The sequence below is a fragment of the Cellvibrio sp. UBA7671 genome (genome assembly GCA_002483145.1).
Taxonomy (GTDB): Bacteria; Pseudomonadota; Gammaproteobacteria; order Pseudomonadales; family Cellvibrionaceae; genus Cellvibrio; species Cellvibrio fibrivorans.
The window spans coordinates 43,715-57,016 of the sequence record DLHJ01000013.1 but is presented as its reverse complement, the minus strand read 5'-3'; the positions used below and the strand labels follow the sequence as shown (position 1 = coordinate 57,016).

Below are 13,302 nucleotides of genomic sequence, written 5' to 3'. Positions count from 1 at the left end.
AAGAAAACCATCAATGAATTTATAAAATAATTGTTAAAAAATTACTCATCGGCCGAATCAAGTTCACCCGCCGCTTCCAGGCTACGCTGCATTTCATCGCGCTCGACGTGGCCGAATACGGCGTCCTCCTGGCTGCTTAACATCTCCATTTCCAGATCGGGGCTAAGCGGTGACTGCCAGGGCAAAATATACATTACCCGCGGCTGCTCCTGATTACCTGTCACTGTAGTTTGCAAATTAATATTGGCTTCGCGCACCATTTTTTTATCCGCTGAGGCAGACGCTTTTTTTTCTGGCGCTGAGGTAGCAACCACATCGGCCTCTAACGGTTTTTCTGGCTCTTGTGCATGCGCATTTAAGGCTGTGATACACAAGCCTACTAATAAGATTTTATTCATCACTCACTTCCTCTGCTGGAGTTTCAGTGGTGGTCTCAGTTGGTACTTCATCTGCTGACGCGGCCGCTTTTGGTTTAGGCGCTATACCCAAACGCCGCTGCAAATCAGCAATCCAGCTGGTAGCTTGTTTATCTTCACCGCCCAGCAATTGCAAATAAGCTTCGTAGTGCGGCAAAGCCTCCGTACTTTTGCCCATATATAGATCGTAGAGTATGGCGATATTTTTATGGCTCTCGGGATGGAACGGCCAGAGACTCAACGCTTTTTTGTAATTCGTTTCCGCACCGGAAAAATTGCCCGCCTCGCGCTGCAAAATAGCGAGCTGATTATAGGCATCGAGATTGGTGTGGTTTGCTGCAATCGCATCGTTAAAAGCCTGCTCTGCGCGCTTATCTTCTTTTTGTGCGCGATAGACCAATCCCAAATTGAGATAGGCGCCCGATAATTTGTTGTTTTCAGCAAGTACTTTTTGCAGCAGAGATTCCGCCTGCGCCCACTGTTTATTGCGCATAGCACGGGTAGCATCTGTAAAATTTTGCTGCGCCTGACGGCTTACCGAAGGTTTGTTTTGTAAATAAGGATTAGGGGTTACAGGCCCCGCTGGCAATATAGATGTGCCCGCTGCCGCAACGCTTGGCGCTGCAGCGCCCTGCGCAATTTTGCTTTTTTTAACCGGTTCCGATGCACAACCAACCAAAACTAACACTAATAAGCTAGCGATGAGCTTAGTGAATTTCATTGCTCACCTCCAAGCGCGATTCGGTTTTGTTGTAGCGCGCCGGCAACAATTTGGCTAGCGCATCAAAGCTGCGTTTTACCCCTGCATCGTAAGTGCCTTTCCAACTGCGCTGGGCGTTGGTCTGGTGAATTTCAATTGCCTTTTCTTCAAAGGGATAAGCCTGCTCCTCCAATAAAATTTCATATTGTTCGAGCGCCAATTCATCCAAATCTTTTGGCCTCTGGGAATTCATTAAATCGCGGCTGAGCTGCGCATAGATTTCACCAATTTTAAAACTCGCTTCGGTAGTGAACTCACTTACACCAAAAGCCAAAACCTGCTCCTGCGCTTTAAGTGCTTTTTCCAATGCAGCGCGTTTGCGTTGCAAACTGGTTTTGAGCGGCAGGGTTAACTGGATACGGGTAAATTCATCGTAAGCCGGTTGTGATAATTCCGCTTGGGCACTTGCGGCCAGATAGGTCGAGCGATCTGTTTTTGCATTGCCCGCACGGTTGTGAGTGTTAATAATATTTTGCAGCCAGAACAGGCGTTTTTCTTTATCACCCGCTGCACCATACAATTCGGTCAATTTAAATTGCGCTTCCAGGTTGTTCGCGAGCGGACGCGCGTATTCGGTGGCATAGCGACGATATTGTTCAATGGCCTGTGCGCGCTTGCCGGATTTTTCATACAGTTCCGCACCCATGTAAAGTGATTGACGTTTCACATCCGGATCAGTGCTGGTGCGCTCCATTACCACCAACTCATCGGCCGCTAACTGCCATTTACTTTGATTTTGGTAAATCAACACCATCTTGGCGGGCAAGGTAGATATTAATTGATGGTTGGGATATTTTTTGCGGAAGCCCAAATAAACATTCTCTGCCTGTGCCCATTTTTCCTGCTCGATTAAATAGACACCAGCATCGTATTGCGCTTTAGCGGCGATTTCGGTATCGGGAGTAACCTGGGTAATACGCAGCAATTGCGCGATTGCAGAATCTTTATCACCAAATTGCAAGCTGGCATCAGCCTGTTGATAAATACTTGCCGCAATTCGCTCGCGCACTTGTTGCGCACTGGGAGCGCCGGGATTTTTACCGTAAGCGGGTAGTAAATTTAATACTTGCACATACGCTTGCTCTGCCGCTGCATACTCTTTGGTTTCAAAGCGGCTGTGACCGAGGATCAACCAACTGGAAAATAATAATTTTCCCTCGGCCGGTGGTTGCCATTCAATAACCCGTTCCGCCACCATTTTTGCATCGACATAGCGATTTTGTTGCAACAGATCATTGGCCGCTTCAGCGAGCACAACCACTGCACGTGGATCAGTGTTGTAAACATCGGCAAAATTTAATGCATTTTGAATTTTGCGGTTTTGCCATTCCTGCAACCGGGTGTCGGGCAAGCTGCGTGCCGATTGCACTAATTGCTGTGGCAACAAAATCGCGGCGTAGCCTGCGTCGGCACCGCGCAATTTATCCATGTAACCATAAGCAACCTGCTCGTAGGCATCCATAGCGGCGGGGAGATCACCAGCCTCGTTGAGACATTCCGCGAGAAGGAAAGTCATCTCGGCAACCTGCGCATCCTTCGCAAAAGTCTGCACAAATTCGCGATACCATTTTGCAGCGCGCCCGAATGCGGCAGTTGCATCAGCAGGTTTTGCTCTTTTAAAACTCTGCGCCTGCGCGTGCTCAAACTGCGCCAGCTCCTGCAGGGATTGATGCAAGTAGGCGAGCGCATTATCGCCAATTGCTCCCTTACGCTGCGTCCAGTAATTGCTGCTAATACCATATCGCTCAACAAAATCCTGCTTGGCAGGCAAAATCAAACTTGGGAAATCGCCCTGCTGGTAAACATCGATGACTTTGATACTAAAGCTGGGCGCAAAATCTGAATTGGAGTTGTGCTGCACATAGTGTTGGTAAGTTTCAGCGCTATCGGTAAAACGTTTTTGATCGAGATACAACTGCCCGAGTTGTTGATAGAGCAAATATTCGTAGGCGCGTCCACCGCCCAGTTGGGTTTGCAAATCGCTGATTGATTTTGCACCTTCAAGATATGAAAGCGATAAACCCATCACCCGTAAAGTATCTTTTACCAGGTTAGCTTTTGACGCACCTATATCGGTAAGCGCCGCATCAACATCATTAGGATTTTTAGCGTGACCAATTAATTGATCGAGCACCTTTGCAAATGAATTGAGTGCAAGATCGTAATCGCCTCGTTTAAATTGGGCCCAACCTTTCATGTAAAGTGCGTTTTGTTGCAGCTCGGGATTATTGCCTTTTACTACTGCATCGTAATTGCGTTCGGCAGCAGCGTAGTCGCCATCGGCAAAGGATTTTTCGGCGCGGCGAAATTGGGTTTCCGCCATAAATTTGGAATCAGGATTAGTGTCCGCCAGTTGATCTAATACAACTGCGGCTTCCGCACTGCGGCCATCGAGCGACATCGCTTTAGCAAGTTTATAGCGCAATTGATCAGCTTCTATACCTTTTACCGGTCGCCCACCGGTAGCCTGCATTTTTAGCAGTTCGCTGTACATAGCAACCGGCTTGTCGTAATGGCGGCGCATATCGGTTGAGTCGAGCTGGGCTTTTTCACTGCGCGCCATTTCCAAATCAGCAAGGCGCACCATAATTTGTTGGCGTAGCGCTGGATCTTCGGCCGCTGATAACGCGCGCTGGTAACTTTGTTCTATGCGCGCCATATCGAGCACGGCCACTTTGGCTTTGGCGTCCGGTATTTTTGCTGCGGGTAAATCGGCAAGGGTTTTACCGCGCTCATCATCACCCAAACCAATCATGCTGCAGCCTTGCAATTGCAACACTGCACTCACTGCGAGCGCCATTAATGTATGTCGAAACAGGGAAGGGTTAAGGTGCATCATTCTGGTTGCCTCCTTAACTCAGCGTCGTACAAGCGCGCAACTGCAAGATGCGCCTGTGCCAGATAATTATTTAAACGTTTTTCATGCGCTGCCAATTGTCGGTCCACTTGTTGCCGCAACAGACCGCTCTGTTGGGCGATGAGCTGGTCGGTATTTTCCAGATGCATACTGACGTCTTTTTGCAATACTTGCAGACGCGCCAGGGTCGGTTGGATATCCATGCTGGTGGCAGTAATTTCTTCAATGTGTTGTCGAGTCTTGGCAATTTGCGCGAGACTGGCATCAATAGCTTTTAATTCTGTTTGTTGAGCAGCGAGCCGCGCGGGATATTCCTGCGCGGCTCGCCACAACAAAATTCCGCCAAACATTTTGGCGCGGGTTTCCAACTCGCTTGTATCTTGCCCAGCGGCTTTCATGCGTACGATTGTCTGCTGGCCACGCTCGATACGCACGTACAATGCGCGCGTCTCGTCATCAGCAAGTGCCATATAGTTTTCACTACTACTTATCTGTTCCAATTGCCTTGCAATGGCAGCTCGCTCCGCTTGTAATTTCTGCTCTTGCTGCGACGCAGAATGTTGCGCAAGTTGTTGTTCCTGACGCTCTCGATTCCCTTGTTTTTGTAACAATAATTCGCGATAGGCATCCAACTTGGGCAACCAATTTTGCAAGAGTATTTGCAGGCGCAGCAAATCGCGCAAATCCAGCACCGCTGTTTGAAACGCGTTTTTCGCAAATAATTCGTTGAGATAAACAGAGCGGGTTTTGATTATGCTAGTGCTATCCAACTTCAGCCAGTTTTGCCCGTCGTCGGTCACTACTGCAGTGAGTGCGCCATCTTGGGCGGCTTCTGGACGTAGCACTTTTTTCGCTTCTTCAGCAGATAAAGGCTCACTGCCGATCAAGGTGAGCAGCTCACCTTCAGTGAGGGTCGCACGCATGTCACGGATTAATTGGATTTCGCGTGCGAGCAATTCTTCAGCAGCTTGATAGGCGTTTACCGCTTCGCCCTGTGCACCCAATTTTTCATAGGCATAAGGCAGGGCGAGCAAGGATTCCTGCACAGCGGGATACATTAAACTGCGCGAGCGCAATAATTGCCAAGGCCGCAGCGCCTCATCATATTCTTCCTGGGCTACTGCAGCCCAGCCATAACCCAGTAGCGCTTGATTGGCAAAAACGCCATCGAGCCGCACTTTGGTGAATTCGCGAATGGCGGCGGCGTATTTTTTTTCCGCTAGATAAGAGTAACCAATCGCCGTGTAAGCTTTATCTTGCAGTGCCCATTGCTCTTTGCGGCGCTGTGGATTTTCGACTACATCTATTTCTGCCAATTCGCTGAAAAATTTTTGTGCACTGGCAAAATTACCGTCACGTGCGTGCGCAGCACCTAGATTGTAAAAAGTATAGGGGCTCCATGCGCGCAGTTCACCAGCATCGATATTATTCAGAGCTAAATCGGCATAATTTTTATTGCGGATACGGATATTAATTTTCAGCGCTTGCATCTGCGCGCGCAGTGACGGTTTGAATTCGCTGCTAACGCGCGCAAAACTTTGCTCGGCGGCAACCCAATCGCCGCGGGTGTAATGTAACTTGCCAAGGTAAAACCAGGCTGCGTCGCGCACTGACTGTGGACGACGCTCATCTTGCAAAATTTGATTGAATACAGCTTCAGCGTGATGCTGCATACCAAAGGCAAGACTGACACCGCCAGCGATTAATTCCGGATTATCGCCGTGACCTTGAATGCCATCGCGCGTATCCGCGACCATCAACTCCGCGAGCGCAGCAATATAATCCTGTTGATAATAGTGATAAAGCGCTACGCCGTAACGCAAATCGGCCACGGAAGTTTTAGGTTTTTCTTTGGCATCGACAGAAATAACCACCACTGCCGCCAGCATCAGAAAATAGCGCAACACAGAGGTTGATTTGCGCATTACATCTGCCATTGTTTGATTTCAAAAACCGGCTGCAATTGCGCACTGGAATCCACTATGCGCAACTCCAGCACCACTGGCTCCTGGTCTTTGGTGATCACAATTTTGGCGCCGCGCTTGTAATCTTGCTGCGGTCCGCGCCCGGTAAAAAATGCGCTGATTTCGTGCTCGCCCGTTTTTAAATTACCCAGATACAAACGCTGAACACCGCCGCGAAACAGCGCCTTGGTCTGTTTGTCGGTATATAGCTCACTGGCAACCAACTTGTTATCAATTTCCAATTTGATTGCATCCAGCGCGAAATAAGTACCGAGATCCATAGACACATAGACCGCCACCTGACTGCTGGCGGGGTATAGCAATTCTTCTTCAAGAATTAGCAGATCGCGGTTCAATGTGAGTACGGATTCTTTCAGCGACTCCACCTGCCCAGTGCTCTCGGTGGGCGTCTGTGCAAAGGCCTGAAAACAGCACAATAAGGGGATCAAAATAGCCAGATGAAACCACTGGCGCAGGGGGTGGATCATGCTCTCTCTCCGAATTCTAAGTGGACGACTTTCGTTATCAACAGGTTCTACGCCTTGTCCATGGCGGTTAAAGCGCGATCTTGGCATCAGTCGCCACCATAATCGAATCATTCTAGAAGCCAAACAGTTTCTTGGATGTGACAGTGAGCACAGTTGATCTGGCGCTTGAGTTATTTTTTTTGAGCAGTGATCAAGCCCTGAACAAAAGTGACAAGACCAGTCAAAAAGTGAGAATTAGGGAAAGCTTAGATGGTTTTAAATAAAATGGGGAAAGAAACACTCCGATAACCAACACCCATTTAGTCTGGCGGCGCAAGCCCTTTACTGTAAGACACCTTGCCGTCGCTGGCGATAATCACCGCATCAAAACCCGGCACGCGATTGATCAGCGCCATGCCTTTTTCCGGGCCCAGCACAAATACCGTGGTGGAAAGTGGATCCGTATCAAACCCGAGTGGGCCGATGATAGTTACGCTGTTGACGCCATTGGTCGATTTACCGGTACGCGGATTGATAATGTGGTGCACCCGCTCGCCTCTATCGTCGATAAAGTAGCGCTCGTAATCGCCCGAAGTTGAGACGGCGACATCAACCAACGGCAAAGTAATAGCCACAGCATCCGCGCGCGGGTTTTTAATACCGATTAACCAGGGGCGGCCGAACTTATCGCCGATTACCCGGCTGTCGCCACCGGCGGTGACGCTGGCATGTTTAACGCCAAACGACTGCACTACCTCGATGGCTTTATCAACCGCATAACCCTTGGCGATGCCCCCCAGATCGATGTAGACCTTCGGGTGTTCGAACCAGAGGGTATTATTTTTGGTGTCGAGATGAATCAAACGGTAATTGATGGCAGGCAGTAACTCTTCGCGTTGCTGTTCGCTGGGAGTGAGTTTATTACGGTAGTCGTAATAGCGGCCGAGGGAGGCAAAGGTGATATCAAAAGCGCCATCGCTCAACTCGCTGTAGTGATTGGCCTTATCAATTATCGCCGCCAATTCAGGCGAAATGCTGAGCGGATTTTTGGCGCTGGCTTTGGGTGCTAACTGATTGACACGATAGAGTTCGCTGGTTGTGATATAGGGGCTGAAGTGTTCGTCGATACGGCGCATTTCCGCCATCACGGCCGCTACTGCCTGCTCGGCTTTTTGGTCGTCTTCCAGCCAGAGCGCAACACTGATCTTGGTGCCCATAATATCCTGAGCATCGCCATGCCATTTTGCCAAACAAAACTGGCAGGCTGTTAGCAGGCTGATGCAAAGTAGTAAGCGCATGATGATCAGAGGTTCATATCAACGCTGTAGTGTGTTTTGCCTTCTTCATCAACGCGATCTTCCCGGGAAAACATGGCGAGCATATCGATGGCATTGGCGGCCTCAAAAAAGGCTTTAGGGGCGGCAAGTTCGCCGGTAACTTTACCGCCGCTGGGCGCTGCCAATTCAATTTGCAGATTCACATCCACAGGCCCAGCCAAGTGGAAGAGTTTAGCGCTGACACCGTTATTACCGTTGTCGCTCAGCTCAGCGCCGTAGCTGCCAATGTCCAACCAGTTGGCTCCGGTATTGACGCGTGCGCCATTCCACGTGAGGTTGCCTTTGAGTTTAAGCAATACGTTGCCGCGCAATTCAAGTTCGTCAATATGGGTAGAAAATTGACCTTGGATAGGAACCGGAATTTTGGCCTGCAGTAAAGCAACAGGCAGAGAGACATCCGCATTGCGCACTTTTATCGCACCACCTGAACCGGAGCAGATCTCGCCGTCAAACTGCTGCATTGGCAATTTGGTGGTTACCTCCGCGCAGGGTGACAAGGTCAGCAATGAGAACGGGCTGAGGCTCCAGCTTAACTGCCCGAGCGAATACTCCTGATCAGTCATACGCACACTGGCCAGACTTGCGCGGCCATTCCACAGGGTGCCGGTCACCCCACTCAGAGCGACACCGGTTCCACGCGTCAAGAAATACGCTCCCCATATAGCGGGGATGCTGCTGATCACAAACACCAGAAACAGGGCAACCCCGAGCGGGATCCAGAGTTTTTTATGGGTTTTTAACAACACAGGTAAACGGCTCATAGGGCTGGTTTCAATCGTGTACAAGTTTCATCGATACAGCAAATAGCATCGATAGCGACGTTAATACTATTTAATTGTTAGTTGGCTTTCTGCAGGCGCAGGGTCACAGTCACCTGCCCGGGCTCGTTAGTCGTGACAATCGATAGATCGCTCACCGTGATACCTTGCTTGAATTCTATCTCATACAGCCATTGCATCAGAGGACCATAGGCGGCGCGATCCAGACGCACGCGCGCTTCGCCATTGGCGCCAGGCTGAAAACCACTCATAGCGAGACCATTGGCGCGCAAGGTGGTATCGATCAAACCGCTAATATTCTCGGTGCTGGCACTGGCGCCTGAGGTGCGCAGTTGCTGGATTTGCGCCGCGGCAATCTGCACCCGCCCGAGGGTTTGGGTGGAGGCAATATTGGCGGCCAGCAATTGGTCACGCTTGTTCTGGATGGGGACAAACACCGTCAACCACAACAGATAGAGCACCACCGCCAAACCGCAGCCGAGGATCAATGTCTGCTCGCGGCGGTTGTATTTATTGAGCAAGTTCAGTAGCTGGTTCAGGTTCATAACGGCCTACCGGTTAGGGATTCTTGGTCACTTTGAGGCGTGCAGTCTGCACATTGCCCTGGGCATTAAAGCTCGATGTCTCGGCATTTAACCCCTGCTTACGGATTTTTTCACTGAGCGATTCAAACGCGCTGAAACTGTCGGCCTGGATGCTGATATTTAATTCGCCCGCTTCGCCAGCATAGGAAATCGCTTTGATCACCACATTCGGTTCCTGCGCAATTTGCGGCAGCACCAACGTCAGCAGCGCCATCACACTGGCTGATTGGCTGACGGGTTGAGATTGTTTGAGCAGGGTGTTTAGCTGTTTCTCGGCATCAACAATCCGGCCTTGGGTAATTACACCGCGCGCAGTGGTCTCAATTTGCTGGCGGATCTTCAGGTTTTCGCCACCCAGCTTGTGGATTTCAAACATCAGGGTGCCGAGATACACCGCCACACAAACGCCAGCAAAAATCGCGACCGATTGCCAAAGTTTCCACCAGCGCTCGATCGGCAAACGCTGGGAGAAATCGCCTTGGCACAGATCAATCGAACTATTGCTGTAATCCAGCGCCCATTCATCGGCGAGGGTTTGGCTAGCAATGGCTCCCTGCAGCTCAGCGGGGATCAACTCGCCCAAGGCAGCAAGATCCGCCTCTGAGGCTGCGCGTAAATGCAGGTTGGGCAGGCTATCAACCCGCTCCTGATCGCGCAGCAGCATTTGTAGCGCCATACGCGCATGTTGCTGGGCGACACTAAATCCCATAGTGCTGGCATAACGTAGGTAGACCTGGTCTTGATACAGCCCAAGCGACCAGTGGTTGGAGCTATCGGTAGCGGCTTCGGCAGCAAGTGGTAGAGTCAGCGGCGCCGTCCAGCAGCGGGTAACTTCGATACCTAAAGCCGCCAGCTCCGCAAAGGCTGCCTGCAACCAGGTTTTATCGGCAAAAGCGACGACTACTTTGCCATCAGCAGGCGTGCCCAAGGCAAAGTGTAGATCTTCCACATCGCCGACCACTGAGTCTTCCAACTGGAAGGGCAGGAGATTACGCAGGTGTTTTTTCTCTTTATCGCTGTATTCCAGCTGACGCGTATTGACGCGACTGCCAGGCAATATGACCCAAGCCGATTGGGGGTTAGCCGGTTTATCTCCTAGCGCAGCGCGCAGCGCTTCGCGGTCGCCGCTGGCACCTTCGGCTGCAGGCGAACCATCAGCACCCAGCCAGCACCAGCGAAAGTTGTCAGCCAGACTTTTGCCGTCATCGGAGGTTGTTACAGAGAGCACCAATTGCATGGACATAATTTGCTCTAACTCATTGTTAAATCGGGTTGTTGTTCAATAACCTAGGGGATTATTCGACCAATTCGGTATCGCCGTCTTCGTCTTTTTCGCCGCGGTCAACCGTCGGCAACTCAAATACATCATCGCGCCGGATGACTCTGAGTGAGCCCGGCTCAGTGCCGCGCATCATCAAACTGCGCATGCTGCGGCGCTGATCTACCAACTGCACCGTTGAATTCAGCCAAAAATATTTGGTGGCGGTGTTCAATCCATCAATATCGAGCGGTTTGCCCGCAAACATAGTGTCCCAAGCTGTCGATATTGCCGCCTTATCGGGAAATCCTGTTGATGGCCTAAGGGCGATAAACTGCTCCATATCAGCAGGGTTCATCGGCTGCAAATCGGCTGAACCATTTATACATAACAATAAATTGTTGATGCCCTTGCCGTAGGGGCCGACCAAGTCCAGAGTATTAATATTCAAACCGGCGTCGGCCACTGGCAAGACAGTCAAATACGGCTGTAAAAGTGTTACCAGCACCGGACTCTCATTAAAACCGCGCACCAACCGCAGCTCATCAACGGACTTAAACAGCGCATTGGCAGCGCGGTAAGGCTCCTTCATACTTTGGTAAAAATTGGACTCAGCGCCGCCCGAGCCAGATTCATTTTCGTCCGCATCAATCCAATCCACGACGCCCGCCAACAGCAGTTCCGCTTGGTTCTCGTCGAGCTGCAGGTCAGGAAATGTCTGCAGCAGGCGAATAAACCGGCGCTGCGGTTCACTGTAGCGCTCGGGCAACCCCTCCTTGCTCATGTCGATAGGGCGCGCCAAATCGTTCAAATTGAATTGCGTTGTGGCGTCCGTCATTTTGGCGAAGCCGGTAACGCCCTCATCCTCAATTGGCACTTCGCTAGTCCAAGGCTCTCCCAAATAATCGATATTAGAGTCGATATCTGCATCGGGAAACATCAACTTGGCCACCTCTTCGGTACCTTCCAAAAACGCGCGGGCCTGAGTGCCATGCCAGCGTGTTTCTGCACGCGCCAAACCCAGCTGGTACTGCGCGGCAAACTTGACACTCAAGCCGGCCACCAATGCCACAATCAGCAATACCAGCACCAGTACTGTACCGCGCTCGGCGCTCGGCTTACCGGGCGAATTACTGCTGCTGTTCAGGCATGGCGAAGAGACGCACACTGCTGCCGACTCCTTTGAGTTCGATGGTAATCTCTACCGCCAGAGGTAAATCCTGGGCGCTGGCGCCCTGCTGGGTATTGTCGGGCCACTTTTGCAGCCAATCTTCTGAAAATTCTCGCTCTTCTAGCGCCGATTTACCTCGAGAGGTAATCGCCCCCTGATGCAACATGCGCAGTTGGACGTCCTCTACACCGTCTAACAGCAACTGGTGAAAGCCGTCGTCTTCCTCCAAATCAATATCGGACAACTCAAGGTTCCGCTCAGGCACAAAATCGCGCCAGAGCTTGCCCTCTTCCACACGGTACCCCACCAACTGCAGATCACTGCGTGGCAGGTTGGAAAAGTTGACCCAGCCGCGCCGCTTGAACAGCAGCACCAGTTGGTCGGCATCCTCGCCGGACGAGCGCAAGCTTTCTGCTTTAAATACCGCATTTTTATCAGCCTGAGCCGGGGGGATAACATGGCGTAAATCCGCCGCGATAATTTGCCATGCACGGTCAAGGCGATTGATTTCATTCAACACTTCGTTGGTGCGCGTTGCACCAGCATCCGCTGCATCGAGCGACTCGAAGGCCATAACCGCGATCAATGCCGAAATCACTAGCGCGATCATCACTTCTAATAGGGTAAAACCTTGCGACCGCGTCACGGCTGCACCTGCACAACTTCCGGGTCACTGATGTAACCAGTCAGACGAGCGAGTGCCGGCTGGTCTTCATCGACCGCCGAGTTACCCAAACTTGCTCCATCGGCTGTGCCTAACAGACGCACTGCGATTTCAATGCGCTTAAAGCCTGGCACTGCTTCCATCGCAATACTTTTGAGTTGCCACTGCCAGCGCAACCCCATCATGTCTACGGTGCCGGAGTCTTTTTCCGGCACTTTGTAATCCACTAACGTTTTTTTAGCCTTTTGCTGCTGCAACAAGCGCACCCGCGTCAGCTGGTTTTCTGCTACCCAATAGGCGTAAGTTTTATCGCGGATTGCGGCCGAGCCATCCAACTGGGTCATTACCAATGTGATCAATGCTGGCAATGCCATAGCAACAATCATCAGCGCAATCATGGCCTCCAACAGAGTAAAACCACGTTGTTTCGCGCGCGGTACCGAGCGATGGAACAGAGAGAGTGTCATCGCCCGCGCTGCTCCTCTTCAATCCGCTTTTCTTCGCTCACCCAGCGCAACTCACCGGCTAGATCCAACTCAAACTCTTCGGTTTCCACAGCCTCGCCGCCGGCCAATTGCTCGGTGTAAATAGCGATTTCAATTTTGCCCGACCCATCACCGCTGGGGAAAAAGCCCATCACAGGCTCCTGATATTCCAACTCGGGGTCAAACTCCCAGAGTTCATCCTCCACCACAAAATCGATCTTCTGCCCTTCTGCCAAACAGTGCTGGGTCAGCTCGGGCAAATCCTGCCACTGCCGGTCACGCACGCGGCGCCACTGGTAGCACCACTGCTCTTGACCATCGATATCTTGCGCCGGGCGTGGCTCAACAAACAGGCCGTGAGTCTCACCTTTAAGTACCGATTGCTCGGCGATATAACCCGCCTGCAGCATAAATTCTTCGGCCTCTTTGCGGGTCATGTCGGCCGCGGCATTACCGCCCACCGCAATGGAAATCACGCTCACCGCCATACCGATGATAAAGACCACAAAAATGATCTCGATCAGGGTGAAGCCTCGTTGGCTGGATTTCACTGGCGCGGC

At 51.3% G+C, this 13,302-nt stretch carries 13 protein-coding genes; all 13 read right to left on the bottom strand.

What is annotated here, in order from left to right:
• Positions 1-41: 41 nt before the first annotated feature.
• On the bottom strand, positions 42-398 hold the full coding sequence (locus tag B4E62_RS10770; protein ID WP_331352073.1) for a hypothetical protein: 357 nt from the start codon (positions 396-398) through the stop codon (positions 42-44).
• Positions 391-1,137, bottom strand: a complete 747-nt coding sequence (locus B4E62_RS10765; protein ID WP_310074508.1) for a tetratricopeptide repeat protein — start codon at positions 1,135-1,137, stop codon at positions 391-393. The genes B4E62_RS10770 and B4E62_RS10765 overlap by 8 nt, the downstream gene beginning before the upstream one ends.
• Positions 1,124-4,015, bottom strand: coding sequence for a tetratricopeptide repeat protein (locus tag B4E62_RS10760; RefSeq protein WP_310074510.1), 2,892 nt, complete (start codon positions 4,013-4,015; stop codon positions 1,124-1,126). Before B4E62_RS10760 ends, B4E62_RS10765 begins: the two co-directional genes overlap by 14 nt.
• Positions 4,012-5,958 (bottom strand): hypothetical protein, encoded by a 1,947-nt coding sequence (locus B4E62_RS10755; protein ID WP_331352072.1) that lies wholly within the window; start codon positions 5,956-5,958, stop codon positions 4,012-4,014. The genes B4E62_RS10760 and B4E62_RS10755 overlap by 4 nt, the downstream gene beginning before the upstream one ends.
• Complete coding sequence (locus tag B4E62_RS10750) at positions 5,958-6,485, bottom strand: AraC family transcriptional regulator (protein WP_331352071.1); 528 nt, start codon at positions 6,483-6,485, stop codon at positions 5,958-5,960. Before B4E62_RS10750 ends, B4E62_RS10755 begins: the two co-directional genes overlap by 1 nt.
• A 299-nt stretch (positions 6,486-6,784) precedes the next feature.
• The gene (locus B4E62_RS10745) at positions 6,785-7,762 is read right to left on the bottom strand and encodes an FAD:protein FMN transferase (RefSeq protein ID WP_310074517.1); all 978 of its coding nucleotides are present in this window, start codon (positions 7,760-7,762) and stop codon (positions 6,785-6,787) included.
• Positions 7,763-7,767: 5 nt separating this feature from the next.
• Positions 7,768-8,562: a type II secretion system protein N gene (locus tag B4E62_RS10740; RefSeq protein WP_331352069.1), complete on the bottom strand. Its 795-nt coding sequence runs from the start codon at positions 8,560-8,562 to the stop codon at positions 7,768-7,770.
• A gap of 77 nt (positions 8,563-8,639) precedes the next feature.
• Positions 8,640-9,125 carry a type II secretion system protein M gene (locus B4E62_RS10735; protein ID WP_331352068.1) on the bottom strand — a complete coding sequence of 162 codons (486 nt, stop codon included), beginning with the start codon at positions 9,123-9,125 and terminating at the stop codon, positions 8,640-8,642.
• A gap of 13 nt (positions 9,126-9,138) precedes the next feature.
• On the bottom strand, positions 9,139-10,407 hold the full coding sequence (gene gspL, locus B4E62_RS10730) for a type II secretion system protein GspL (protein ID WP_310074523.1): 1,269 nt from the start codon (positions 10,405-10,407) through the stop codon (positions 9,139-9,141).
• 52 nt (positions 10,408-10,459) lie between these two features.
• Complete coding sequence (gene gspK, locus B4E62_RS10725) at positions 10,460-11,590, bottom strand: type II secretion system minor pseudopilin GspK (RefSeq protein WP_331352067.1); 1,131 nt, start codon at positions 11,588-11,590, stop codon at positions 10,460-10,462.
• Positions 11,553-12,239, bottom strand: coding sequence for a type II secretion system minor pseudopilin GspJ (gspJ, locus tag B4E62_RS10720; RefSeq protein WP_310074526.1), 687 nt, complete (start codon positions 12,237-12,239; stop codon positions 11,553-11,555). Before gspJ ends, gspK begins: the two co-directional genes overlap by 38 nt.
• Positions 12,236-12,724: a type II secretion system minor pseudopilin GspI gene (gene gspI, locus B4E62_RS10715; RefSeq protein WP_310074528.1), complete on the bottom strand. Its 489-nt coding sequence runs from the start codon at positions 12,722-12,724 to the stop codon at positions 12,236-12,238. The genes gspJ and gspI overlap by 4 nt, the downstream gene beginning before the upstream one ends.
• On the bottom strand, positions 12,721-13,293 hold the full coding sequence (locus B4E62_RS10710; RefSeq protein ID WP_310074531.1) for a prepilin-type N-terminal cleavage/methylation domain-containing protein: 573 nt from the start codon (positions 13,291-13,293) through the stop codon (positions 12,721-12,723). The genes gspI and B4E62_RS10710 overlap by 4 nt, the downstream gene beginning before the upstream one ends.
• Positions 13,294-13,302: the final 9 nt, after the last annotated feature.